Annotated in this window: 23 protein-coding genes; 16 read left to right on the top strand and 7 right to left on the bottom strand. The window is 69.5% G+C overall.

Features of this window, described 5'->3' with window-relative positions:
• Positions 1 to 98: 98 nt before the first annotated feature.
• Together ACE11G_RS10570 and ACE11G_RS10565 are read left to right on the top strand one after the other, a co-directional pair.
• On the top strand, positions 99 to 1,301 hold the full coding sequence (locus ACE11G_RS10570) for an MFS transporter (protein ID WP_375002094.1): 1,203 nt from the start codon (positions 99 to 101) through the stop codon (positions 1,299 to 1,301).
• 61 nt (positions 1,302 to 1,362) lie between these two features.
• Positions 1,363 to 2,277, top strand: a complete 915-nt coding sequence (locus ACE11G_RS10565) for a tyrosine recombinase XerC (RefSeq protein WP_006897896.1) — start codon at positions 1,363 to 1,365, stop codon at positions 2,275 to 2,277.
• A gap of 32 nt (positions 2,278 to 2,309) precedes the next feature.
• Here the strand turns inward: ACE11G_RS10565 and ACE11G_RS10560 are convergent, their stop codons facing one another.
• Complete coding sequence (locus ACE11G_RS10560; protein WP_062366803.1) at positions 2,310 to 2,825, bottom strand: M23 family metallopeptidase; 516 nt, start codon at positions 2,823 to 2,825, stop codon at positions 2,310 to 2,312.
• A 277-nt stretch (positions 2,826 to 3,102) separates the two neighbouring features.
• On the opposite strand from ACE11G_RS10560, the gene rpsB reads away from it, so the two are divergent.
• From rpsB to ACE11G_RS10535, 5 genes are all read left to right on the top strand, one after another.
• Positions 3,103 to 3,933, top strand: coding sequence for a 30S ribosomal protein S2 (gene rpsB, locus ACE11G_RS10555; RefSeq protein ID WP_006897894.1), 831 nt, complete (start codon positions 3,103 to 3,105; stop codon positions 3,931 to 3,933).
• 125 nt (positions 3,934 to 4,058) lie between these two features.
• Positions 4,059 to 4,883: a translation elongation factor Ts gene (gene tsf / locus ACE11G_RS10550; RefSeq protein WP_006897893.1), complete on the top strand. Its 825-nt coding sequence runs from the start codon at positions 4,059 to 4,061 to the stop codon at positions 4,881 to 4,883.
• A gap of 133 nt (positions 4,884 to 5,016) precedes the next feature.
• On the top strand, positions 5,017 to 5,769 hold the full coding sequence (gene pyrH / locus ACE11G_RS10545; RefSeq protein ID WP_006897892.1) for a UMP kinase: 753 nt from the start codon (positions 5,017 to 5,019) through the stop codon (positions 5,767 to 5,769).
• Positions 5,770 to 5,822: 53 nt separating this feature from the next.
• Complete coding sequence (gene frr / locus ACE11G_RS10540; RefSeq protein ID WP_006897891.1) at positions 5,823 to 6,380, top strand: ribosome recycling factor; 558 nt, start codon at positions 5,823 to 5,825, stop codon at positions 6,378 to 6,380.
• Complete coding sequence (locus ACE11G_RS10535) at positions 6,377 to 7,240, top strand: phosphatidate cytidylyltransferase (protein WP_006897890.1); 864 nt, start codon at positions 6,377 to 6,379, stop codon at positions 7,238 to 7,240. Before frr ends, ACE11G_RS10535 begins: the two co-directional genes overlap by 4 nt.
• A gap of 18 nt (positions 7,241 to 7,258) precedes the next feature.
• Here the strand turns inward: ACE11G_RS10535 and ACE11G_RS10530 are convergent, their stop codons facing one another.
• Complete coding sequence (locus ACE11G_RS10530; protein ID WP_375002088.1) at positions 7,259 to 7,669, bottom strand: lipopolysaccharide assembly LapA domain-containing protein; 411 nt, start codon at positions 7,667 to 7,669, stop codon at positions 7,259 to 7,261.
• A gap of 31 nt (positions 7,670 to 7,700) precedes the next feature.
• Here ACE11G_RS10530 and rlmN point away from each other — a divergent pair, with 31 nt between their 5' ends.
• On the top strand, positions 7,701 to 8,807 hold the full coding sequence (gene rlmN / locus ACE11G_RS10525) for a 23S rRNA (adenine(2503)-C(2))-methyltransferase RlmN (RefSeq protein ID WP_039868035.1): 1,107 nt from the start codon (positions 7,701 to 7,703) through the stop codon (positions 8,805 to 8,807).
• Between the two features lie 92 nt (positions 8,808 to 8,899).
• Here the strand turns inward: rlmN and ACE11G_RS10520 are convergent, their stop codons facing one another.
• Positions 8,900 to 9,163, bottom strand: a complete 264-nt coding sequence (locus ACE11G_RS10520; RefSeq protein ID WP_006897887.1) for a DUF2631 domain-containing protein — start codon at positions 9,161 to 9,163, stop codon at positions 8,900 to 8,902.
• A 65-nt stretch (positions 9,164 to 9,228) separates the two neighbouring features.
• Here ACE11G_RS10520 and dxr point away from each other — a divergent pair, with 65 nt between their 5' ends.
• Positions 9,229 to 10,398, top strand: a complete 1,170-nt coding sequence (dxr, locus tag ACE11G_RS10515) for a 1-deoxy-D-xylulose-5-phosphate reductoisomerase (protein WP_062366805.1) — start codon at positions 9,229 to 9,231, stop codon at positions 10,396 to 10,398.
• A gap of 89 nt (positions 10,399 to 10,487) precedes the next feature.
• Positions 10,488 to 11,696: an RIP metalloprotease gene (locus ACE11G_RS10510; RefSeq protein WP_045538417.1), complete on the top strand. Its 1,209-nt coding sequence runs from the start codon at positions 10,488 to 10,490 to the stop codon at positions 11,694 to 11,696.
• 50 nt (positions 11,697 to 11,746) lie between these two features.
• Here the strand turns inward: ACE11G_RS10510 and ACE11G_RS10505 are convergent, their stop codons facing one another.
• Positions 11,747 to 12,925, bottom strand: coding sequence for a beta-propeller fold lactonase family protein (locus tag ACE11G_RS10505; RefSeq protein ID WP_062366807.1), 1,179 nt, complete (start codon positions 12,923 to 12,925; stop codon positions 11,747 to 11,749).
• A gap of 234 nt (positions 12,926 to 13,159) precedes the next feature.
• On the opposite strand from ACE11G_RS10505, the gene ispG reads away from it, so the two are divergent.
• Genes ispG through ACE11G_RS10490 form a run of 3 tightly spaced genes read left to right on the top strand, consistent with a single transcriptional unit; the run spans position 13,160 to position 17,086 of the window.
• The gene (gene ispG / locus ACE11G_RS10500) at positions 13,160 to 14,314 is read left to right on the top strand and encodes a flavodoxin-dependent (E)-4-hydroxy-3-methylbut-2-enyl-diphosphate synthase (RefSeq protein ID WP_006897883.1); all 1,155 of its coding nucleotides are present in this window, start codon (positions 13,160 to 13,162) and stop codon (positions 14,312 to 14,314) included.
• A 55-nt stretch (positions 14,315 to 14,369) separates the two neighbouring features.
• Positions 14,370 to 15,206, top strand: a complete 837-nt coding sequence (locus ACE11G_RS10495) for a GNAT family N-acetyltransferase (RefSeq protein WP_006897882.1) — start codon at positions 14,370 to 14,372, stop codon at positions 15,204 to 15,206.
• A 35-nt stretch (positions 15,207 to 15,241) separates the two neighbouring features.
• On the top strand, positions 15,242 to 17,086 hold the full coding sequence (locus tag ACE11G_RS10490) for a penicillin-binding transpeptidase domain-containing protein (protein WP_375002084.1): 1,845 nt from the start codon (positions 15,242 to 15,244) through the stop codon (positions 17,084 to 17,086).
• Positions 17,087 to 17,094: 8 nt separating this feature from the next.
• On the opposite strand, the gene ACE11G_RS10485 is transcribed toward ACE11G_RS10490, so the two are convergent.
• Genes ACE11G_RS10485 through ACE11G_RS10475 form a run of 3 tightly spaced genes read right to left on the bottom strand, consistent with a single transcriptional unit; the run spans position 17,095 to position 20,007 of the window.
• The gene (locus tag ACE11G_RS10485) at positions 17,095 to 17,886 is read right to left on the bottom strand and encodes a heme ABC transporter ATP-binding protein (RefSeq protein WP_006897880.1); all 792 of its coding nucleotides are present in this window, start codon (positions 17,884 to 17,886) and stop codon (positions 17,095 to 17,097) included.
• Positions 17,880 to 19,037 carry an iron ABC transporter permease gene (locus ACE11G_RS10480; protein ID WP_156150468.1) on the bottom strand — a complete coding sequence of 386 codons (1,158 nt, stop codon included), beginning with the start codon at positions 19,035 to 19,037 and terminating at the stop codon, positions 17,880 to 17,882. The genes ACE11G_RS10485 and ACE11G_RS10480 overlap by 7 nt, the downstream gene beginning before the upstream one ends.
• The gene (locus ACE11G_RS10475; RefSeq protein ID WP_062366809.1) at positions 19,030 to 20,007 is read right to left on the bottom strand and encodes a hemin ABC transporter substrate-binding protein; all 978 of its coding nucleotides are present in this window, start codon (positions 20,005 to 20,007) and stop codon (positions 19,030 to 19,032) included. Before ACE11G_RS10475 ends, ACE11G_RS10480 begins: the two co-directional genes overlap by 8 nt.
• A 151-nt stretch (positions 20,008 to 20,158) precedes the next feature.
• Here ACE11G_RS10475 and map point away from each other — a divergent pair, with 151 nt between their 5' ends.
• From map to ACE11G_RS10460, 3 genes are read left to right on the top strand one after another with little or no spacing between them, the layout of a single operon-like run.
• Positions 20,159 to 21,025: a type I methionyl aminopeptidase gene (map, locus tag ACE11G_RS10470; RefSeq protein ID WP_062366811.1), complete on the top strand. Its 867-nt coding sequence runs from the start codon at positions 20,159 to 20,161 to the stop codon at positions 21,023 to 21,025.
• A gap of 8 nt (positions 21,026 to 21,033) precedes the next feature.
• The gene (locus ACE11G_RS10465; RefSeq protein WP_156150469.1) at positions 21,034 to 22,605 is read left to right on the top strand and encodes a cobyric acid synthase; all 1,572 of its coding nucleotides are present in this window, start codon (positions 21,034 to 21,036) and stop codon (positions 22,603 to 22,605) included.
• A complete protein-coding gene (locus ACE11G_RS10460) occupies positions 22,574 to 23,401 on the top strand; it encodes an alpha/beta fold hydrolase (RefSeq protein WP_006897875.1) in 828 nt (275 codons plus the stop codon). The genes ACE11G_RS10465 and ACE11G_RS10460 overlap by 32 nt, the downstream gene beginning before the upstream one ends.
• The last annotated feature ends 2 nt before the right edge of the window (positions 23,402 to 23,403 follow it).

Genomic DNA, 23,403 nt, shown 5'->3' with positions numbered 1-23,403 from the left:
TAGCTTCCTTTACGAACCGCTTTGTCTCGTCGACGGTCGCCCAGTCAACGCATGTTCTGAATAGTCAACGCATGTTCTCAGCGAATGGTGGAGTGTTCATGATTTCCGCGCCCGCGCGGCGGGGAGCCGTCCTGGCGACGGCCTTCGCCTTCCTGGTCACGATGATGGGGACCACCCTTCCCACCCCGCTGTACTCGCTCTATTCGCAGCGGCTCGACTTCACCGAGTTCACGGTGACGATCCTGTTCGCCGTCTACGCCTTCGGCGTGATGTTCGCGCTCATCGTCTTCGGACGGCTGTCCGATCAGATCGGCCGCCGCCCGATCCTGCTGACCGCCCTGGTCCTCGCCGTGATCAGTGCGGTCATGTTCTTGCTGCCGCTGTCGCTTCCGCTGCTGATCGCGGCCCGGATCGTGTCGGGACTGAGTGCCGGACTGATGAGCGGCACCGGCACGGCCGCGGTGATCGATCTGGTCGGTCCCGCAGACAAAGCGCGCGCAGGAATGCTCGCGATCGCCGTCAACACCGGCGGCCTCGGTGTCGGCACCCTCTTCGCCGGGGTCGTCGCCGATCTCTCGTCGGCTCCGCTGACGCTGCCGTACGCGGTGCACCTGGGGCTGTCGGTACTGGCGTTCGTCACACTCCGTGCGTTCACGCCGGCCCCGGCCGACCCCGCGCCGCTGCGACTGCAGGCGCCGCGACTGACCGTTCCCGCACCGATCCGCGGAGCGTTCGTCCGGGGCGTCCTCGCCGCGGGCGCGGGGTTCGCCGTGTGCGGTGTCCTCACCGCGGTGTCGGCCCTGTTCCTGGTGCGCTACCTCGGCATCGGTTCGCACACTGTGGCGGGTCTGGTGGTCTTCCTCGCATTCGCGTTCATGGTCGTCGGTCAGTTCGTCGCGCGCCGGATCTCGTCGCGCGCAGCCATGCAGGCCGGATGCGGCGGACTGGTGGTCGCGGCCGCCGTTCTCGCGGTGGCGCTCTCCGCCGAATCGCTCGCCGCGCTGCTGATCGCGCCGATCGTCCTCGGCGTATCCGCCGGTCTGTGCGTCAACGCCGGGCTCGCGGCGACCGTGGAGCGCGTCGATCCCGCCCAGCGCGGTGCGGTGTCCTCGGCCTTCTTCGCGGGCCTGTACCTCATGCTCGCCGTGCCGGCCATCGGTGTCGGCGCACTGTCGCTCGCCATCGGACTGCGGGAATCGGGCCTGGTGTTCGCGGGACTCGTCGCGCTCCTGGCCGCGGCGGTGGGAGTCGCGGACATCGCCGCGCGGGGCTCCGCCGCACGGGCGACCCCGCTGCCGTGATCCGCCCGCTGATGCTGCTGAGGTCTATGTGGTGCATGTGGTGAGACTTTAGGATCGAGTCATGGCCGACCTCCTCGATCGCTTCGCAGCGCACCTGCGATACGAGTCCGGGCGCAGTGAGCACACCGTTCGTGCCTATCTCGCCGACATCCGCGGCCTCACGGCGTTCGCCGGTGCGCGCGGAGTTCGGCTCACCGACGTCGATCTCGACCTGCTCCGCGCCTGGCTGGCGGAGATCTCGCGCCGCGGCGCCGCGCGGACCACCGTCGCGCGCCGGGTGTCGTCGGTCAAGACGTTCTGCGAATGGGCCACGCGCGAAGGCGAGATGTCCGTCGACCCCGCGGTGCGCCTCCAGGCGCCCAAGGCGCGCCGGGTGCTGCCGGCGGTGCTTGCTCCCGAGGAAGCCGCGGACGCGATCGAGGCGACGGTGCGACGGGTCGACTCCGCCGCGCCGGACGGACCCTCGTCCGACGACCCGGTATCGCTGCGCGACCGTGCGGTTCTCGAACTGCTCTACGGCTGCGGCATCCGTGTCGGAGAACTGTGCGGGCTCGACGTCGGCGATGTCGACGACGATCGCCGCGCGATCCGGGTGATCGGCAAGGGCGACAAGCAGCGGGTGGTGCCGTACGGTGCGCCTGCCGCATCGGCGCTGGACGCCTGGCGCCGCCGTGGGCGCCCGGCGCTCGCGACCGCCGCCTCGGGGGAGGCCCTGTTCGTCGGCGTCAGGGGAGGACGGCTCGATCAGCGGATGGCGCGCACGGTGGTGCATCGGGCCACCGAGGCTGCGGGACGGTCGGTGGGCCCGCACGCACTGCGTCACAGTGCGGCCACCCACCTGCTGGAGGGAGGCGCCGATCTGCGGGTGGTGCAGGAACTGCTGGGGCACTCGTCGTTGTCGACCACGCAGCTCTACACGCACGTCAGCGTGGAACGACTGCGCGCGGTCCACAAACAGGCGCACCCGCGGTCGTGAATGAGACCGGCCGCATCACCGACCCGGCAGCGTCAGCGGGGTGGTTTGAGCCGCACGGTCGACAACCCGAGCAGGCTCAGCGGGTTGAGGTAGCGGACGCTCCGCCCGCTGCCGCGACGAGCGCCCCAATGAAGGCAGGCCGTCGCGGAGCACCCCTCGTGACCGGTTTGCAGCACACCGACCAGCTGACCGGTTCGGATGTGCTCGCCGCGACGCACGCGGGGCACCACCGGCTCATACGTGGTGCTGATCCCGTCGGGGTGCAGCACCGTGACGGTGGAACGGCCGGCGACGGGTCCGGCGAAGGTGACCGTTCCGGCGCGGGCCGCGACCACCGCGGACTCGGCGGGTGCTGCCAGGTCGACGCCGCGGTGCCCGGCGAGCCAGCGCTCAGCCGGCGGATCGAATCCGCGGACCACGGGCGGGCGCGGGGCCAGCGGCCAGTGATACGCACGCTGCGCGGACGCCGCGCCGGGGCCGGCAGGCAGCGCGCTCGCGCACACCAGCGCGATGGCGGTGGCGCGACGCCGGGTATTGAGACTCCCCATAGGACCTCCTCATAGGACTTAGACGCACGGCGCGGAGGTTCGGCTCCATCGGCGTGTCGCGCGGCCGTCGTCGCCCGAGACGCTGATTTGGCTGGTGATCGCGCATCGGAGTAGTCTGGCGACGCACCCAGGCATGTCTTGGGTGACTTCGCGCGCCCGCGAGAAGCTACATCGGAACACGCGGTCCCGGATACCTCCGGGTGTGTTCGCCGATGGCGGGCGCCAGGACCGGAGCTCGACCCGAGCGCCGGTGACAACTGCGAGAGAGGACATATTCATGGCTGTCGTGACCATGAAGCAGCTGCTTGACAGCGGCGCACACTTCGGGCATCAGACCCGCCGTTGGAACCCGAAGATGAAGCGTTTCATCTTCACCGACCGCAACGGCATCTACATCATCGACCTGCAGCAGACGCTGTCGTACATCGACCGCGCCTACGAGTTCGTCAAGGAGACCGTCGCCCACGGCGGCACCATCCTGTTCGTCGGCACCAAGAAGCAGGCTCAGGAGTCGATCGCCGCCGAGGCCACCCGCGTCGGCATGCCGTACGTGAACCAGCGTTGGCTCGGTGGCATGCTCACCAACTTCAACACCGTGCACAAGCGTCTCCAGCGGATGAAGGAGCTGGAGACCATGGAGCAGACCGGTGGCTTCGAGGGTCGCACCAAGAAGGAAATCCTCATGCTCACGCGTGAGAAGAACAAGCTGGAGCGCACGCTCGGCGGTATCCGCGACATGGCCAAGGTTCCCTCGGCCGTGTGGATCGTCGACACCAACAAGGAGCACATCGCCGTCGGTGAGGCTCGCAAGCTGAACATCCCGGTCATCGCGATCCTGGACACCAACTGCGATCCGGACGTCGTCGACTACCCGATCCCGGCGAACGACGATGCGATCCGCAGCGCCGCTCTGCTGACCCGCGTGATCGCCTCGGCCGTCGCCGAGGGCGTTCAGGCGCGTGCCGGCCAGACCGCGGGCGACGCCAAGCCGGAGGCCGGCGAGGGCGAGCCGCTGGCGGAGTGGGAGCAGGAACTCCTGGCTGAGGCGACCGCTCCGGCGGCCGCACCGGCCACCGATGGCGCCACCGAGGCTCCGGCCGCAGAATAAGAACTGCCGAGAAGCAGGAAACGGGCCCCGAGCACGATGATCCGGGCCCCTTCTCCGGCGGGGTGATCACCCCGCCGGAGAATCTTGTCTCTCGATCACAAATCGACAAAGGAGGGTCGCCACCTATGGCGAACTACACCGCGGCGGACGTCAAGCGTCTGCGCGAAATGACCGGTTCGGGCATGCTCGACTGCAAGAACGCCCTCGCGAACAACGACGGCGACTTCGACAAGGCGGTCGAAGAGCTGCGCATCAAGGGCGCCAAGGACGTCGGCAAGCGTGCCGAGCGCTCCACCGCCGAGGGTCTGGTCGCCGCCCGTGACGGCGTCATGATCGAGCTCAACAGCGAGACCGACTTCGTCGCCAAGAACGACGAGTTCCAGAAGCTCGCCGACGACATCCTGGGTGCGGCCATCGAGCTGCGCAGCAACGACGTCGACGCTCTGCTCGCCGCGAAGCTCGGCGACGGCACCGTCGCCGACGCCGTCGAGGCGCTCTCGGCCAAGATCGGCGAGAAGCTGGTCCTGCGCCGCGTCGCGTCGTACGACGGCCCGGTGGCCGTCTACCTGCACAAGCGTGCCTCGGACCTGCCGCCCGCCGTCGGCGTCCTGGTCTCCTACACTGGCGAGGGCGACACCGCCGCGGAGGCCGCTCGCGGCGCCGCCATGCAGGTCGCCGCGCTGCGCGCCAAGTACGCCAGCCGCGAGGAGGTCCCCGCGGACGTCGTCGAGAACGAGCGTCGTATCGCCGAGGAGACCGCCAAGGCCGAGGGCAAGCCCGAGCAGGCGCTCCCGAAGATCGTCGAGGGCCGCGTCAACGGCTTCTACAAGGACGTCGTCCTGGTCGACCAGCCGTCGGTCACCGACTCGAAGAAGACCGTGAAGGCGATCCTGGACGAGGCCGGCGCCACCGTCGTCGCGTTCACCCGCTTCGAGGTCGGCCAGTCCTAGTCCGCTAGGCCGCATACGCACTCCGGCCCCGGAATCGACCCGCGAGGGCGACTCCGGGGCCGGAGTGCGTATGCGGGACGATCGACGCCCTAAGATGGAGAGAGTTTGTGCCGACACTCGAGCGAAGGAAGAGATGAGCGAATCGCAGTCGACCGCCGAAGAGGGCAGAGCAGGTTTCTCCCGGGTGCTTCTGAAGCTCGGCGGTGAGATGTTCGGTGGCGGTTCCGTGGGGCTCGACCCGGACGTCGTGGGCACCGTGGCCGACCAGATCGCCGAGGTGGTCTCCTCGGGCGTCCAGATCGGCATCGTGATCGGCGGCGGTAACTTTTTCCGCGGCGCCGAACTGCAGCAGCGCGGTCTGGACCGTTCGCGCTCGGACTACATGGGGATGCTCGGCACCGTCATGAACTGCCTCGCGCTGCAGGACTTCTTGGAGAAGCGGGGGATCACCACCCGCGTGCAGACCGCCATCACCATGGGTCAGGTCGCCGAGCCGTACCTGCCGCTGCGCGCCGTACGTCACCTCGAGAAGGGCCGCGTGGTGATCTTCGGTGCGGGTATGGGCATGCCCTACTTCTCCACGGACACCACCGCTGCGCAGCGCGCGCTCGAGATCAAGGCCGAGGCGGTGCTGATGGCCAAGGCCGTCGACGGCGTGTACTCCGACGACCCGCGCAGCAACCCGGACGCGGAACTGTATCGCGAGATCAGCCACCGCGAGGCGATCGAGAAGCAGCTCAAGGTCGCCGACGCGACCGCGTTCAGCCTGTGCATGGACAACAACATGCCGATCCTGGTGTTCAATCTCCTCGAGCGCGGCAACATCGCCCGCGCGGTCGCGGGTGAACCGATCGGCACGCTGGTGCGCACCCCGCAGGCCTCCTGACCACTGCCGATCCCAGACTTCCACCGCGACGAAAAGAAGGAACGAGACTCATCATGATCGACGAAGCGCTGCTCGACGCCGAGGAGAAGATGGAGAAGGCCGTCGCCCACCTGCGCGACGACATGGCCTCCATCCGCACCGGGCGTGCCAACCCGGCGATGTTCAACAAAGTCGTCATCGACTATTACGGCGCTCCCACTCCGATCACCCAGGTGGCGGGCATCAACACCCCGGAGCCGCGGCTCGTCGTCATCAAGCCGTACGAGCAGTCGACGATGAACGACATCGAGACCGCCATCCGGAACTCCGACCTGGGCGTCAACCCGACCAACGACGGCACGGTGATCCGCGTCGCGATCCCGCAGCTCACCGAGGAGCGCCGCAAGCAGCTCGGCAAGCAGGCGCGCGGCAAGGGCGAGGACGCCAAGGTCGCGATCCGCAACGTGCGGCGCAAGGCCGTCGACGAGCTCAAGCGGATCCAGAAGGACGGCGACGCGGGTGAGGACGAGGTGACGCGCGCCGAGAAGGAACTCGACAAGACCACGCACACCTACACCGATGCGGTCGACGAGCTCGTGAAGAACAAAGAAGCTGAGCTGCTCGAGGTATGACGAGTACACCGGAGCAGGCTGAGAAACCCTCCGGGGGGAGTTCCCGGGCCGGCCGGAACCTCCCGGCAGCCATCGGCGTCGGCTGCATCCTGGGCGGTCTGCTCATCGCCGTGCTGCTGCTGGCCCCGGACGGCTGGTACGGCGTCGTCGCTGTCGCACTGGCGATCGCGACCTGGGAGGTCGTCAAGCGGCTGCGGGACGGCGGTTTCGCGGTCCCGGTGATCCCGCTGCTGGCCGGTGGACAGGCGATGATCTGGCTGTCGTGGCCGTTCGGACTGGCCGGGACCTTCGTCGCGATGGCGGCGACGATCCTGGTGATGATGGTCTGGAAGCTGTTCGCACAGGGTCTGTCGAACGCTCCGGTGAACTACATGCGCGATCTGTCGGTCGCGATCCTGGTGCTGGCGTGGCTGCCGATGCTCGCGACCTTCGGCACCTACCTGGTACGCCAGGAGGACGGTGCGCTCCGCGTCTTCACCCTGATGATCGTGGTGGTCTGCTCCGACGTCGGCGGTTATGTGGCGGGCGTGCTGTTCGGCAAGCATCCGATGGCGCCCGCGATCAGTCCCAAGAAGTCGTGGGAGGGACTGGCCGGATCGGTTGTCGTCGGCACCCTCGGCGCACTCGCCTGCGTCGTGTGGATCCTCGACACCTCGCACTGGTGGATCGGTTTCGTGCTCGGTCCGCTGCTGGTGGTGGTCGCCACCACCGGCGACCTCGTCGAGTCCCAGATCAAGCGCGACCTCGGCATCAAAGACATGGGCACGCTGCTGCCCGGTCACGGCGGCATCATGGACCGTCTGGACTCGCTGCTGCCCTCGGCGTTCATCACCTGGGCAGTGCTGGCCTGGCTGCTGTGAGGAGCGGGGCGGCGAGCGCTACCCGTGCTTGCGCGCCTTCTTCAGCGCCCGGTTGAGCTGGAAGATCCTCGCGCCGCCGAGCAGTGCGGTGATCAGGGCGCCCGCGATGGCGGCGATCAGCAGGCTCACGCCGAGTGGCAGGTCGGCCTTGAAGAAGATCAGGTCGATCTCCACCGAGTCGGGGTTCATGACGATGAACACGATCAACAGGATCGTGACCAGCACCCCGAGCACCCATCCGACGTACGTCGCCTGAGTACGTGTGCCGGATGCGGCGGAGGCCGCAGCGGCCACCCGTCGGCGTTCGGCTTTCACCGGATCGACGGTGCCGTACTGCTGCGACCCCTCAACCGGAGCGACCTCGTGCGGCTCCGCGCCGCCGGCCGTCTCGTCGAATCGGTCCCCGTGCTTCGGATCAGGTGTGGTCATGCCTCTATCGTCGCATGAGACAATGGTCGGTGTGAGCTCTCTGCCCCTCGTTTTCGACGCACCCAAGCGCGGCCTGCCGCCGAAGCATTTCGCCGACCTCGACGAGCAGGGCCGCATCGAGGCGGCCGCCGAGCTCGGCCTGCCCAAGTTCCGGGCGAATCAGCTGGCCAAACACTATTACGGCCGGCTCACCGCCGACGTTCAGGAGATGACCGACCTGCCCGCGGGCGCACGCGAGGACGTCGCGCGCACGCTCTTCCCGACGCTCATGACACCCGTCCGGCACATCTCCTGCGACGACGACAGCACACGCAAGACGCTGTGGCGCCTGCACGACGGCACGCTGCTGGAATCGGTCCTGATGCGCTATCCCGAGCGGAATACTCTGTGCATCTCCTCACAGGCCGGGTGCGGTATGGCGTGCCCGTTCTGCGCGACCGGTCAGGGCGGACTCGACCGGAACCTGTCGACCGCCGAGATCGTCGACCAGGTCCGGGCCGCCGCCCGAGCACTGCGCGACGGTGAGGTCGGAGAGCCGGGCCGGCTGTCGAACATCGTCTTCATGGGCATGGGGGAGCCGCTCGCGAACTACCGGCGCGTGGTGGACGCGGTCCGCAAGATCACGTCCCCGGCGCCCGACGGCTTCGGCATCTCGGCGCGGTCGGTGACCGTGTCGACGGTGGGTCTCGCGCCGGCGATCCGCCGCCTGGCCGACGAGGGGCTGTCGGTGACCCTCGCGGTGTCGCTGCACACCCCCGACGACGAACTGCGCGACACCCTGGTGCCGGTCAACAACCGGTGGTCGGTCGCCGAGGTGCTCGAGGCCGCGCGCTACTACGCGGACACGACCGGCCGGCGCGTGTCGATCGAGTACGCGCTCATCCGGGATGTGAACGATCAGCCGTGGCGCGCCGACCTGCTGGGACGCAAGCTCCGGTCCGCGCTCGGTTCGCTCGTCCATGTGAATCTCATTCCGCTGAATCCGACGCCCGGATCCGAGTGGGACGCCAGCCCCAAACCGGTGGAGGCCGAGTTCGTCCGCCGGGTGCGCGAACACGGGGTGTCGTGCACGGTCCGCGACACCCGCGGGCAGGAGATCGCCGCGGCGTGCGGTCAGCTCGCCGCCGAAGAGAAGTAGGCGCGTCATACACGGACAGAGACGAGAAAGACCCGGACGACGTGGCGTCCGGGTCTTTCAGGTATTCCGGTGACTGTGCCTGCGCAGCCGGGTCAGCGCTTCCAGACGCCCTTGCGCGGAATCATCTCGTAGACGGTGTAACCGATCAGTGCCACGGCGATGACGATGAGGAAGATGTCCTCGATGTGGCCGACGTGATTACCCTTGAGCATGCCGAGCAGGATGATCGCGGTGACGAAGGAAGCGATCGCGATCGAGCGGCGGGCCACACCGTGCCAGCCGAAACGAGCCGACGGGGCGTCGGCGGGCTCGTGAACCCATCCGGTATCGATGGTTTCGACCTCAGTGCTTGCCACGTTCACTCCTTATGACGACCGGTAGTAGTCCGGCCTACAGCATAACCCGACCCGCGTGCGCGACAATGTCGGGTGTGACGACGCGTGTTTTGATTCTCGGATCCACGGGATCCATTGGCACCCAGGCCCTCGAAGTGGTCGCCGAGCACCCGGACCGGTTCCAGGTGGTCGGCCTCGGGGCCGGCGGGGGGAGCCTCGAACTGCTCCAGCGGCAGGTCGCCGAAACGGGGCTGGCGCCGCAGCGGGTGGCCGTCGCCGACGCCGACGCCGCCGTCGTGCTCGGCGACCGGCTGGGCGGCCCGGTGCTCGGCGGACCCGACGCCATGGTCCGGCTGATCGAGTCGGTGGAGGCCGACGTGATCCTCAACGGAGTGGTCGGAGCGATCGGTCTGCGCCCGAGCCTGGCCGCCCTGGAGTCGGGGGCGCGGCTCGCACTGGCGAACAAGGAGTCGCTGGTGGCCGGCGGCGCCCTGGTGCTCGACGCCGCGGCGCCGGGTCAGATCGTGCCGGTCGACTCCGAGCACTCGGCGATCGCGCAGTGCCTGCGCGGCGGCACCGCGGACGAGGTGGAGCGACTCGTCCTGACGGCGTCCGGGGGGCCGTTCCGCGGGTGGACCGCCGAGCAGGTGCGCGGTGTGACGCCCGAGCAGGCGGGCAGGCATCCCACCTGGTCGATGGGTCCGATGATCACCCTCAACTCGGCGACGCTGGTCAACAAGGCCCTCGAAGTCATCGAGGCGCACCTGCTGTTCGGCGTCGACTACGACCGCATCGACGTCACCGTTCACCCGCAGTCGATCGTGCACTCGATGGTGACCTTCGTCGACGGAGCCACCATCGCGAAGGCGTCGCCGCCGTCGATGAAGCTGCCGATCGCACTGGCCCTCGGCTGGCCCCACCGCGTCCCCGGCTCGTCGTCGGCGTGCGACTGGACCACCGCGTCCACGTGGACCTTCGAGCCGGTGGACGACGAGGTGTTCCCGGCGATCCGTCTCGCACGCAGCGCCGGAAAGGCAGGCGGCAGCCTCACGGCGGTGTACAACGCCGCCAACGAGGTGGCGGCGGAGGGATTCTTCGCCGGCGCCATCGACTTCCCGCGGATCGTCGGCGTCATCGCGGACGTGCTGGCCGACGCCGATCAGTGGTCATCGCGGCCGGGTACCCTGGACGAGGTGCTGGCCGCCGACCAGTGGGCGCGGCGGCGTGCCGCGGAGCACGTCACGGCGCGCTCGTAGTCGGGAAGAACACACTCGGCACGGACGCGGCCGGCACGAACACAGTCAAGCGGGGCCCGGTGCTCCCACGGGTCTGAGGGAGACGATCAGTGAGTCTGGTGCTCGGCGTCGCGCTCTTCGCGCTGGCACTGCTGATCTCGATCGCCTGGCACGAGCTCGGTCACATGTGGGCCGCGCAGGCGACGGGAATGAAGGTGCGCCGCTATTTCGTCGGCTTCGGTCCCACGGTGTGGTCAACCCGGCGCGGGGAGACCGAGTACGGCGTGAAAGCGGTGCCCCTCGGCGGCTTCTGCGACATCGCGGGCATGACGCCCCACGAGGATCTGACCGACGAGGAACGCGAACGCGCGATGTACGCGCAGCCGACCTGGAAACGGCTCGTGGTTCTCGCCGCCGGACCCGTCCAGAACTTCATCCTCGGCTTCGCGCTCGTCGTGGTGCTGGGTCTGGGGTGGGGCCTGCCGATCATCGGCGATCAACCGGTGTACGTGAAGTCGCTGGAGTGCGTGGCCACCACCACCGATGCGCAGGGAGTGCCCGTGGCGTGCACGGGAACGGCCCCGGCTGCGGCAGCCGGACTGCAGGTCGGCGATCAGGTGCTCGCGGTGGACGGCCACACCGTCACCGACCGGTCCGACATGATCCAACGCGTCCAGCAGTCCGCCGGCACCGTCGCCCTCACGGTGGAGCGCGACGGCCACCGGATGGATCTGACGGTGCCGGTGACCCCGGTCCAGCGGATGGTGGAAGGCGACGGCGGCGCGCTGCGCCCCGCACAGGTCGGCGCCATCGGCGTGGGCCTGGACACCGCCTACGTGGAGCACTACGGCGCGGGCAGCATCTGGGGCGGCGCGCTGCGCTTCACCGGCGACATCTTCAGCGAGACCTTCAAGGCGCTGATCTCGCTGCCGTCCAAGGTCACCGGCCTGTGGCACGCGGTCACCGGCGGCGAGCGCGCCGTCGACAGTCCGGTCAGCGTGGTCGGCGCATCGGTCCTCGGCGGACAGGCCGTGGAGCACGGTTACTGGGACATGTTCTTCGGGCTGCTGCTCAGCGTGAACTTCTTCCTGGGCGCCTTCAACCTGATCCCGTTGCTCCCGCTGGACGGCGGACACATGGCGATCGCCCTCTACGAGAAGATCCGCAACACCGTGCGCCGCCGCTTCGGCAAGATCGCGGCGGGTCCGGTCGACTACTACCGGCTGCTGCCGATCACCTACGCGGTGGTGGCCGTGATGGGCGGGTTCATGATCCTCACCGTGACAGCCGACATCGTCAACCCGATCAAGGTGTTCTGACGCCGTCACCGCCAGGCGCCCCGAGCGCGTCCGGGCCGGGGCGCCCGCCGTCACGCCGAGGGACGGATGGTGAAGGCGGTGTCGCCGTCGGTGAACACCAGGCCGGTGTCGGCGGAGGTGCCGGACTTCGCCAGACGGCCGCCGGACAGGCGGCGGTAGGCGCTCACGTGCGAGGTGAGCCCGGTCAGCGAGGCGACGTCGATGACGTAGAGCCACTTCTGGTCCTGGCTGAGGACCACTCGGGCCGGCGGGCTGGTGAGCCCGGTCGGCGTCGACGCGACCGTGTTGAGCGTCCCGTTCCGGCCGATCCGGAACGAGGCCACATTCATGCCCATCGTCATCGGCGCGTAGGCGTACCTGCTGTCGGAGGTCACCGCCATGCCGTGCGGCACGAGCCCGACGAACGGGGCGCCGATGGGCGTCAGCGTGCCGTTCCGGTTGATGCGCCAGCCGTTGATGTTGTGCGACTGCTCGTTGCCGATGTACAGGTATTTGCCGTCGGGCGTGACCTGGCCGAGTGCGGGCATCAGCCCCGCGGCCTGAGTGGTCCCGATGTGGGTGAGCTTGCCCGAGTCGCTGAACGAGTACGCGTCCATGGTGCAGGCCACGAAGCTCGGCACGTAGACGTGCTTGCCGTCCGGTGTGAAGAGCGGATGGCCCAGGGCGCTGACGGGGTTCGGCTGATCGGTCCGGCTGACGGGCGTCAACCCGCCGGTGCTCGAGACCCGGTAGGTCACCAGGGTGGTGCGCACCGAGCCAACGGTCGCGACCAGGTAGCGGCCGTCGGGACTGAAGCCGAGGCCGGTGACGGGACCGCCGGCGTCGGTGATGCCGCCGCCCGCCAACGGGACCAGCCGGCCTGCGGAGGTGAGGTGCCACGCCTGGATGTTCGACGAGGCCACCCCGGCGCTGTAGACCCACTTCCCGTTGGGATGCGGCCGGAGGGAGAGGGAGAACGAGGTCTTCGTCGGAGCGGTGCTCACCTTCGTCAGCCGCGGCCCCTGGGCCTTCAGGACGGTGACGCCGGGCGTGCCGCTCGCGCCGACGACCAGATACTCCGGACTGCCCGACGACGCGGGATCGGCACCCGCTGCCGGCGTCGTCGCCGACTGGGCGGTCATCGCCAGTGCGAGGGCGCCGGCGACGAGCGCCGCCTGTCGGCCGGCGTTCTTCGCGGAGGTGCGGTGCGGGGGCGTCGGGATGGTGATTCTCGGGGTGGTGGTCGTCATGGGCGGTTCCGTTCGGCAGAGGTGGCGGACAGGGACGGGTGATTCGGACGTGCGGACAGGGGCGCAGACAGTGATCTGCAGCACTGATGCTGCCGTGTCCGCAGGCCGCTGAACTGTCCAAATCCCTGGACATCGGCCCGGTCGACGCGGTGCGCACGGTGGCGCCGGGGTCGGTAGACTCGAGGGGTGACCGCGCCGGCGCGCCCGCCGATCACGGTGCCAAGGAGAGGAAACATGACTCAATCGATCGGTCTCGGGATTCCCGCCGGACCGCCGCCGGTGCTCGCTCCCAGACGCAAGACGCGGCAGATCCACGTCGGCGACGTCGGCGTCGGCAGCGACTTCCCGATCTCCGTGCAGTCCATGTGCACCACCAAGACCCACGATGTGAACGCCACGCTGCAGCAGATCGCGCAGCTCACCGCCTCCGGATGCGACATGGTCCGGGTGGCGTGCCCCCGCCAGGAGGACGCGGACGCGTTGCCGGTGATCGCGCGCAAGTCGCAGATCCCGGTGATCGCCGACATCCATTTCCAGCCGAAGTACATCTTCGCCGCGATCGACGCCGGCTGCGCCGCCGTGCGAGTCAATCCGGGGAACATCAAGGAGTTCGACGGCCGCGTCAAGGAGGTCGCCAAGGCGGCAGGCGACGCGGGCATCCCGATCCGGATCGGCGTCAACGCCGGATCCCTCGACAAGCGACTGCTGGAGAAGTACGGGAAGGCGACGCCGGAGGCTCTGGTGGAGTCGGCCCTGTGGGAGGCGAGCCTGTTCGAGGAGCACGGCTTCGGCGACATCAAGATCTCTGTGAAGCACAACGACCCGGTGGTGATGGTCGAGGCCTACCGTCAGCTGGCCGCGCAGTGCGACTACCCGCTGCACCTCGGCGTCACCGAGGCCGGACCGGCGTTCCAGGGCACCATCAAGTCGGCCGTGGCCTTCGGTGCGCTGCTGAGCGAGGGCATCGGCGACACGATCCGCGTCTCACTGTCGGCGCCTCCGGCCGAGGAGATCAAGGTCGGCGACGCGATCCTGCAGTCGCTGAACCTGCGCCCGCGGAAGCTGGAGATCGTCTCGTGCCCGTCGTGTGGCCGCGCGCAGGTCGACGTCTACAAACTGGCCGACGAGGTCAGCGCCGGACTGGAGGGCATGGAGATCCCGCTCCGCGTGGCCGTGATGGGCTGCGTGGTGAACGGACCGGGCGAGGCCCGCGAAGCCGACCTCGGCGTCGCGTCGGGTAACGGCAAGGGCCAGATCTTCGTCAAGGGCGAGGTCATCAAGACCGTTCCCGAGGCACAGATCGTCGAGACTCTGATCACCGAAGCGCTGCGTATCGCCGAGGAGTCGGGGGAGACTGGAAGCGGCGCCCCGGTCGTGACCGTGACGTAGCGATCCGCTGTCACGTCGGGATGCTGCTGAACTGAAGTGAGCAGGGAGGTGGGCCGTGCTGGGGATCCTCGGTGACCGGCCGCTCGGCGCCAAAGACGCCGACGCGGTGGCCCGCGCACTCGACCTCGACCCGGTGGCGTCGTGCATGGTCGCGGCACGGGTGGAGGCGTACGGGCTCTCGCCCCGCTTCCTCGGAGGCGAGATGTGGACCGCCTCGCAGCCGAGCGAGTCACTCGCCTTCTCGGGTGCGAATCTGATGCCGCTGATCGGCGGCGCGACCGATCTCGACGTCTTCGCCGACCGCGCACTGGCGTCGCCGCGTCTGTGCTCGTCGGTGGTGGGATCGGCCGACCTGGTCCTCGGACTGTGGGACCGCGTCGCGGCGGCATGGGGTCCCCCGCGGGAGATCCGCGACGACCAGCCGCTGCTCGCGCTCACGGGCTATCCCGAGATCGCGCCCGATCCGCAGGTCCGCCTGGTGACGATGGCCGATCTGGACGCCTACTTCCCGGCGGCCGTCGAGATGTTCATCGGCGAGGTCGGCGTCGATCCGCGGGCCGGGGACGAGGGCAGGTCGTACCGGAGGCGGCTCGCGGCCCTGATCTCGGCGCGGCGCGTATTCGCCCGATTCGACGGAGACCGCGTGGTGTTCAAGGCCGAGATCGGTTCCATGTCCCGCAAGGTGGGCCAGATCCAGGGCGTCTGGGTGGATCCTGACTGGCGCGGCAGGGGATACGGCGTGGTGGGCACCGCGGCGGTGGCCGCGGCGATCGCCCGCCAGGGCCGAATCGCGAGCCTGTATGTGAACAGCTTCAACGCCGCCGCCCGGCACACCTACGAACGGGTCGGATTCCAGCAGGTCGGCACCTTCGCGACCGTCCTGGTCGACTGACGGCCACCGCCCGCTCGTCCTCTATGATCGGGCCGATGCCCAGTACACTCCGAGCGCGCGTGCGTCGCCCTCATCGCAGCCGGTCGACGGTGCCGTGCCTCGTCGTGGTGCTGGCGCTGCTGGCGACTCTGACGGCGTGTGCGACGCAGGACGACGGTCCCCGGTCGGCTGTTCAGACCTTCCTCGACCGGTTCGCCGACCGCGACTTCTCCGGCGCGGGGGCGGTCACCACCGATCCGGACCGGGCTCGCGATCAACTCGCGCAGACGTGGACCGGACTGGCGGCGGACTCGATGTCGGCGACCGCCGGGCGGGTACGGATCGATCAGGACGTCGCGGACGTGCCCGTCACCTACACCTGGACCCTGGCCGGCGGCAGATCGTGGGAGTACTCGGCTACCATCGCGCTCGGCCGCGGCGACACCGGCTGGTCGGTGCGGTGGAAGTCGTCGGCGATCCATCCCAAGCTCGGCGCCGACCAGCGGCTGGCGATGTCGCAGACCAGTCCGCCGCGGGCGGCGGTCAACGAGTCCGACGGTTCGGAGGTGATGGTCGACGGCACCGTGGTCGGGGTGTCGTTCGACGCCGCGACGGCCGCGGCCGGGGGAAGCGTCAGCGATTCGGCGCACCGTCTGGTGGACGTCCTGGGTCCCCTGATCCCCGGACTCGACCCGCAGGCGATCGCCGAGAAGTCGACGGCGCGGAGCGATCCGCTGCCGATCGGCCGGATCCAGACCGCGGACTTCGACCGGCTGCGCGACCGGCTGGCCGTGCCCGGAATCGTGACCGAGGACCAGGCTGTTCTGGTTCCGCGGGACCCCGGATTCGCACCGTCGGTGCTCGCGAAGGTCAAGGACGAGGTCTCCGGCGGCCTCACCGGGTCCAGCGGGTGGCGGGTCTCGGTGCTCAACCCCAACGGACTGGTCGCCGACGTGGTCGCCGACGAGTCGGGCACGCCCGCGCCCGCGGTCCTGCTGACCCTGTCGCGGTCGGTGCAGGACGCGGCGCAGCGCGCGGTGAACGCCGTCCAGGGGAAGCAGGCGATGCTCGTGGCGTTGCAGGCGTCGACGGGCAAGATCCTCGCGATCGCCCAGAACCGCGACGCCGATCGTGACGGCCTCATCGCCACCTCCGGTCTGTACCCGCCGGGTTCGACCTTCAAGATGGTCACCTCCGCGGCGGCCTTCCACGACAAGATGACCGATCCCGACGCGATCGTGCCGTGTCCCGGCGAGATCCACATCGGTGAGCGTTCCATCCCGAACTACGACGGCTTCTCGCTCGGGGCGGTGCCGCTGCGCTCCGCCTTCGCCCACTCCTGCAACACCACCTTCGCCGACCTGGCCAGCCGGATGGGGCCCACCGATCTCACCCACGCGGCCGCCGCGATGGGGCTGGGAGAGGTGTACCGGGTGCCCGGTCTGGACGTAAAGTCCGGCTCGGTGCCCGTCGAACCCGAGCTGGTGGCCCGCAGCGAAGACGGTTTCGGACAGGGCCGGGTGCTGGCGAGCCCGCTCGGCATGGCGCTCGTGGCCGCGGCCGCGGCCACCGGCAGGGCTCAGGTCCCGCAGCTCATCGACGGACGCGAGACGACGGTGACCGGCCCGCAGGCCGCGCTGTCGGACGAGGTGTACCAGCGGCTGCGGCCGATGATGCGCGCGGTGGTCACCGAGGGAACGGCGACCTCGATCGCCGGATCGGGCGAGGTGTACGGCAAGACGGGCGAGGCGGAGGTCGCGGGCGGATCGCACGCGTGGTTCGCGGGCTATCGCGGCGACATCGCGTTCGCGACTCTCATCGTGCTCGGCGGCGACTCCACCAATTCGGTGAATGTGACGCGCGACTTCCTCGACGCGATCCCCGCGGGCTACCGGCCGTAGCCTGCGGTTCACCGCGCGGGTGTGATGATCCGTTCGCCGGTGTCGGGGTGGTCCCAGATCAGGACCGGATGATCGTAGGTCTCCGACAGCAGGTCGGCGGTCATCACCTCGTCGACGGCGCCGGTCGCGAGCAGCCGTCCGGCCTTCATCACGGCGACGCGGTCGGCGTAGGCGGCCGCGAGCGTCAGATCGTGCACCACGAGGATCACCGTGGCGCCCGCCGCCGCACGGCGCGACAGGATCGTCAGGACCTGTTCGGTGTGCCCGATGTCGAGTGCGGCGGTGGGCTCGTCGAGCAGCAGGACCGGTGTGTCCTGCGCCAGCGCACGGGCCAGCGAGACCCGTGCCTGCTGCCCGCCGGAGAGCTGCGGGAACGGCCGATTCAGTAGATCTTCCAGCCCGCATTCGGCGATCGCGGCGTCGATCAGTTCCTCCGATTGCACCGCCTGCGGGGTGCGGGTCCACGGGAATCGGCCCATCTCGACCACTTCGCGCACCGTGAACGGTGTGTCGGCCCGGTTCTGCTGCGTCACGAGCGCGCGGGCGCGGGCGAGAGTGAGCGAGTCGGCCCGGTGGACGTCGATGTCGCCGATGCGCACGGTCCCGGACTCCGGTGCGCGGACTCCGGAGACCGCGGACAGCAGGGTCGACTTCCCGCATCCGTTCGGGCCCACGAGGGCCAGGATCTCGCCGGGGTGCGCGGCCAGGTCGACGCCGTGGACGATCTCCCGGCGGCCGATCCGGACGGTGACGCCCTCGGCGACGACTCCGCCGTGCACGGCGGTCTGCCCGGTCACCATCGTGCCGCCGCATTCCGCCGGCGCAGCAGGAGGAAGAACACCGGGCCGCCGATCAGCGAGGTGAGCATGCCGAGCGGCAGTTCGCCGCCGGTGAGTGTGCGCGCGGCGAGGTCGGCGGCGGCGATCACCAGTGCGCCGCCCAGTGCGCTCGCCGGAAGCAGCAGCGCGTGCCGCGGGCCCACCAGCAGGCGCATCACGTGCGGGACGATCAGGCCGACGAACATGATGATTCCGGTGAACGCGACGCCCGCCGCGGTGAGCATCGCGACCAGGACGATCACCTGGCGTCGCACGGCCTCCACGTTGACGCCGAGGGCGGCGGCCTGCACTTCGCCGAGGGCGAGCAGGTCGAGCTTCTTGACCAGCACCATTCCGCCCGCGAGGCCGGCGAGGGCGAGCGGTGCGACGATCTTCACCTGCGTCCACGAGACGTTGCCCGCCAGCGAACCGAGTTGCCAGAAGACGATCTGCTCGCGGGCTGCGGTGGAGGCGACGTAGGTCAGATAGGCGATGATCCCGAGCGCGAAGGCATTGACGGCGATACCCGTCAGGACCAGCATGATCGTCGACGACGCACCGTCACGGATGCTCAAGACGTAGACGCCGGCCGTGGTGAGGAGCCCGAAGAGCGCGGCGGCGCCGGCGACGGCCCAGCCGTTGGTTCCGGTGCCGCCGATCACGATCATCAGGCAGGCGCCGACCGCGGCTCCGGACGAGACGCCGATGATGCCCGGCTCGGCGAGGGGATTGGCGAGCACTCCCTGCAGCAGGCAGCCCGCCGTGCCGAGAGCGAGCCCGACCAGCAGCCCGAGCAGGATCCGCGGGAACCTCGAGACCCACAGCGCGTTCTCGCCCTGCGGATGCGTGGGCAGGGGACCGATGTCGAGGTGCCAGTGGTGCGCGATGGAGCCGAGCACCTCCAGAGGCGGAATGTGTACCTGTCCGGTGCCCGCGGAGACGACGACCACCACGCCGAGCAGGACGAGCGTCGCCGCCATCACCCACAGTGCGCGGCCGCGGAAGACCGACAGCGCGGCCGTCAGCCGATACCGCAACCCGGGAGCGCTGCCGGACCGCGGGTCCCGTGGTGCAGTGTTCCCGTGTCCGGTGTCACTGTGCCGCGGCTCGGCGCGGTCGGCGAGATCAGACATAGATCGCCTTCGCCAGCGCGCTGAGGACCAGACCGGTGTCGGGACCGAACATGAGGATCTGCGTCTCGTCCATCTCGACGATGCGCCGGTTGCGCCCGGCGGAGGTGTCGGCCACGGCCGGCAGCTGAAGGACCTTGTCGAGGCCGCCGACCGAGTCGGCGCCCTGGGTCATCACGAGCAGTACGTCGGGATCGGCCCGGATCATCGATTCGGCGCTGACTTGCGTGAACGGCGCGGTCAGGCCTGCCTTGGTGCCGGCGTCGCGACCGCCGAGCGCTTCGATGAGATCGTCCGCACCGGAACCCGGACCCGCGAGCAGGATCAGATGTTCGCCGCGGATGTACAGAAAGCCGATGGTCGGATCGCCGGTCGGGCGAGGGAGGAGGGCGCGGGCGTCGGCGATCTGCTTCTCGGTGCGCGCCACCAGTTTCTCGCCCTGCGCGGGTACGCCGAGCGCGGCGGCCACATCGCGGATGAGCGCGGGGCTGCCGGCCACCGACCGCTGGCCGGTGAAGACCGACACCGGGATGCCCGCGGCACGGATCTGGTCGACCGCACCCGCGGGGGTGGCGTCGTCGGTGACCAGGACGATGGACGGATTCTGCGCGAGGACGCGTTCGGGGTTGATCGCGTGGCCGGTCTCGGTCACGTACGGCAGCCGCGAGGCCGACGGAAAGGTGGTGGAACGGTCGCGGCCCACGACGTGCGTGCCCAGGCCGAGCGAGAAGACGATGTCGCCCAGCGTGCCGTTCCGATCGAGCGCGATGATCCGGTCGGCGCGGGGGCCCGGCACCACGGCGGAGTCGACCGGGACGACGTCGGCGTCCGGGAGCGCCGCGGTGGCGGGGCCGGAGCGCAGTGTCGCGCTGGTCGCGGTGGCGGTCGCGCCGGTGTCGATGGGCTCGGTGGTGCATCCGGATACGAACAGTCCGACGACCAGCAGCAGGGCCCAGACAGGGGCGATCGACATCGCGGACCGGGTAGGAGCCGTCACCTGAATCCGCCTTGTCATGCTCACAGTTCTGTTAGGCACACCTTACTGGTTGGTACCTCCTCGACGCACATCGGTGCGATTCCGGCCGAGCGGTGTCCGCGGCGGAGGCGTCCGTAGAATTTCCGTCATGACAGTTCGCGCACCACTGGTTCCCGGCGTCGTGGCTCCGACGCTGCCCGTCCCCGACTCGATCGAACGTCCCGAGTACGCGTGGAAGGACTCGGTGAACGAGGGCCACGAACCGTGGGTGCAGACCCCGGAGACGATCGAGAAGATGCGCGTGGCGGGCAGGATCGCGGCCAACGCCCTGGCCGAGGCGGGTCGGGCCGTCGCTCCGGGAGTCACGACAGCCGAACTCGACCGGATCGCCCACGAGTACATGATCGATCACGGCGCCTACCCGTCGACGCTGGGCTACAAGGGATTCCCGAAGTCCTGCTGCACCTCGCTGAACGAGGTGATCTGTCACGGCATCCCCGATTCGACGGTGATCGAGGACGGCGACATCGTCAACATCGATGTGACGGCCTACATCGACGGTGTGCACGGCGACACGAATGCGACGTTCCTCGCCGGCGACGTCTCACCGGAGGCGCGGGATCTGGTGGAGCGGACCAGGATCGCGACCGAGCGCGCGATCAAGGCCGTCAAACCCGGTCGCGCGCTCAACGTGGTGGGCCGGGTGATCGAGGCGTACGCGAACCGCTTCGGGTACTCGGTGGTGCGCGACTTCACCGGCCACGGGATCGGTGAGACCTTTCACAACGGTCTGGTGGTGCTGCACTACGACCAGCCGAGCGTCGACACCGTCCTGGAACCGGGGATGGTCTTCACCATCGAGCCGATGATCAATCTGGGCGGCCTCGACTGGGAGATGTGGGACGACGGCTGGACCGTGGTGACCGCCGACCGCAGGTGGACCGCGCAGTTCGAGCACACCCTCGTCGTCACCGACACCGGTGCCGAGATCCTGACGCTGCCCGACGAGAGCTGACTTCGGGGGTGAGCGGCGCACTTCTGGTCGGTGGCACGAGCAGCGACGCGGGCAAGAGCCTGATCGTCGCCGGACTGTGCCGGGCGCTGGCGCGTGACGGGATCACGGTGGCGCCGTTCAAAGCGCAGAACATGTCGAACAATTCCGCCGTCACCCTCGACGGCGGTGAGATCGGCCGGGCGCAGGCGCTTCAGGCGCAGGCCTGCGGGCTGGAACCGGACACGCGATTCAACCCGGTGCTGCTGAAGCCCGGCGGTGACCGGCGCTCGCACGTGGTGGTGCGCGGACGCACGGTCGGCGAGGTCGGGGCCGCCGACTATCAGCTCTGGCGTACCCGGCTGGCGGGTGTGGTCGCCGACGAACTCGCGTCGTTGCGACGGGACTTCGACGTGGTGATCTGCGAGGGCGCGGGCTCGGTCGCGGAGATCAACCTCCGCGCCACCGACATCGCGAACATGGGATTGGCCCGGGCGGCGAACATGCCGGTGGTGCTGGTCACCGACATCGACCGCGGCGGATCGCTGGCCCATCTGTTCGGCACCACGGCGGTCCTCGACGCGGACGACCAGGCGCTCGTCGCCGGATACATCGTGAACAAGTTCCGCGGCGATCCGGCGATCCTCGCTCCCGGACTGGAGATGGTGCGCGAGCGCACCGGGCGACCGACCTTCGGCGTGATCCCGTTCGCCGACGGTCTCCGGCTCGATGCCGAGGATTCGCTGGCCGCATCGGTCGGCGCCCGCGTGGGCGGACCTCGCGGCGTGGGCGGCGCCGGACGGGAGCGGATGTCGGTGGCCGCGATCCGGTTGCCCCGCATCTCCAACAGCACCGATGTCCTGGCTCTGGCGTGCGAACCCGACGTCGACGTGACGTGGGTCGACGACCCGTCGGCGGTCCGGGCCGCGGATCTGGCGGTGCTGCCCGGAACCCGCGCGACCCTCAGCGACCTCGCGTGGCTGCGGACCACCGGTCTGGCCGATGCGCTGATCGAACGTGCGCAGCGCGGCCGGCCGGTGCTCGGGGTCTGCGGCGGCTTCCAGATGCTGTGCCGGAGCATCGTCGACACGGTGGAGTCCGTCGGCACAGCGACGTCGGGTGTCGCCCGGCCCGTCGAGGGGCTGGGGCTGCTCGACGTCGACATCGAGTTCGCCGAAGACAAGACCCTGCGGACCTTCGACGGTCACGCGGCCGGTGAGCCGGTGCGCGGATACGAGATCCATCACGGGGTCGTGGTGCGCAGCGAGGAGCAGCCCTGGCTCGACTCCGCGGCGACCGGCCCCGAGGGCGCCCGCAGGGGAGCGGTCTACGGCACCCACTGCCACGGCGCGCTGGAGAGCGACGGCTTCCGCCGCGTCTTCCTGGCCGAGATCGCGCGGCGGGCGGGCCGGACGGGCTTCACCGCCGATCCGCGGCTGTGCGTCGCGCAGGTGCGCCGGTCGCAACTGGATCTGATGGCCGATCTGGTGTGCGAGCACCTCGACATGCCGAGTATCCACGGGTTGATCGAGGGCGGCCCGCCCGCGGTGCCCACCGTCCTATCCTGGCTTGGTGAACACCGCGCACCTGACCGTAGAGCATGACGGACTGACCTTCGACGTCGAGGAGAGCGGGCCCGCTCGAGGACCGTGGGTGGTGCTCCTGCACGGGTTCCCGGTGAACTCGCGGTGCTACGACGACGTGGTTCCGCGCGTGCACGAGGCCGGGCTCCGCACCCTGCGCATCGATCAGCGGGGCTACAGTCCCGGCGCCCGGCCCGAGGAGGTCGACGCCTACCGTCTCGACACGCTCGTCGGCGACGTCATCGGGATCCTCAACCACCTCAACATCTCGTACTCGATGGTCGTCGGCCACGATTGGGGCGGGATCGTCGCCTGGCATCTGGCGGCCAAGCATCCCGACCGCTTCACCGGCCTGGTGGCCGTCAGCACCGGACACCCGTCCGCGATGCGCGATGCACTCGCGGCGGGCGGCGATCAGCGTGAGCGGTCGGCCTACATCAAGGATTTCATCGCCGACGGCGCGGAGGAGAGGCTGAGCGCCCGAGACGGCGTCCTGCTCCGGCGTGCCGGCGTGACCGGCGAGGAACTCGCGCCGATCCTCGAGCCGGGTGCGCTGACCGGTCCGCTGAACTGGTATCGCGCCAATTTCACCGGCGACGTCGCGGCCACCCTGGCCTGCCCGCCGGTCGAGATCCCGACCACCATGGTGTGGAGCGACGGCGACGCGGCTCTGGGACGCGAACAGGCCGAGTTCAGCGGCCGATACGTCTACTCCGACTTCCGCTTCTCCGAACTCCACGGCGTCGACCACTGGATTCCCGAGAATGCGGCGGCCGCTCTGGCGAGCGAGATCTCCCTGCGGTCCTCGCGCTTCTGAGA

It is taken from the genome of Gordonia sp. PS3 (assembly GCF_041950545.1).
GTDB lineage: Bacteria > Actinomycetota > Actinomycetes > Mycobacteriales > Mycobacteriaceae > Gordonia > Gordonia sihwensis.
This window is presented reverse-complemented; position numbering and strand designations above follow the sequence as displayed.

Coding starts and splice junctions, on each gene's coding strand:
- tsf (WP_006897893.1), top strand. CDS start 4,059: ATGGCGAACTACACCGCGGCGGACGTCAAGCGTCTGCGCGAAATGACC.
- dxr (WP_062366805.1), top strand. CDS start 9,229: ATGTCGGGTGTGACGACGCGTGTTTTGATTCTCGGATCCACGGGATCC.
- frr (WP_006897891.1), top strand. CDS start 5,823: ATGATCGACGAAGCGCTGCTCGACGCCGAGGAGAAGATGGAGAAGGCC.
- pyrH (WP_006897892.1), top strand. CDS start 5,017: ATGAGCGAATCGCAGTCGACCGCCGAAGAGGGCAGAGCAGGTTTCTCC.
- ispG (WP_006897883.1), top strand. CDS start 13,160: ATGACTCAATCGATCGGTCTCGGGATTCCCGCCGGACCGCCGCCGGTG.
- ACE11G_RS10530 (WP_375002088.1), bottom strand. CDS start 7,669: ATGACCACACCTGATCCGAAGCACGGGGACCGATTCGACGAGACGGCC.
- ACE11G_RS10535 (WP_006897890.1), top strand. CDS start 6,377: ATGACGAGTACACCGGAGCAGGCTGAGAAACCCTCCGGGGGGAGTTCC.
- ACE11G_RS10505 (WP_062366807.1), bottom strand. CDS start 12,925: ATGACGACCACCACCCCGAGAATCACCATCCCGACGCCCCCGCACCGC.
- ACE11G_RS10480 (WP_156150468.1), bottom strand. CDS start 19,037: ATGTCTGATCTCGCCGACCGCGCCGAGCCGCGGCACAGTGACACCGGA.
- ACE11G_RS10560 (WP_062366803.1), bottom strand. CDS start 2,825: ATGGGGAGTCTCAATACCCGGCGTCGCGCCACCGCCATCGCGCTGGTG.
- ACE11G_RS10570 (WP_375002094.1), top strand. CDS start 99: ATGATTTCCGCGCCCGCGCGGCGGGGAGCCGTCCTGGCGACGGCCTTC.
- rpsB (WP_006897894.1), top strand. CDS start 3,103: ATGGCTGTCGTGACCATGAAGCAGCTGCTTGACAGCGGCGCACACTTC.
- map (WP_062366811.1), top strand. CDS start 20,159: ATGACAGTTCGCGCACCACTGGTTCCCGGCGTCGTGGCTCCGACGCTG.
- ACE11G_RS10490 (WP_375002084.1), top strand. CDS start 15,242: ATGCCCAGTACACTCCGAGCGCGCGTGCGTCGCCCTCATCGCAGCCGG.
- ACE11G_RS10475 (WP_062366809.1), bottom strand. CDS start 20,007: ATGTCGATCGCCCCTGTCTGGGCCCTGCTGCTGGTCGTCGGACTGTTC.
- ACE11G_RS10565 (WP_006897896.1), top strand. CDS start 1,363: ATGGCCGACCTCCTCGATCGCTTCGCAGCGCACCTGCGATACGAGTCC.
- ACE11G_RS10485 (WP_006897880.1), bottom strand. CDS start 17,886: ATGGTGACCGGGCAGACCGCCGTGCACGGCGGAGTCGTCGCCGAGGGC.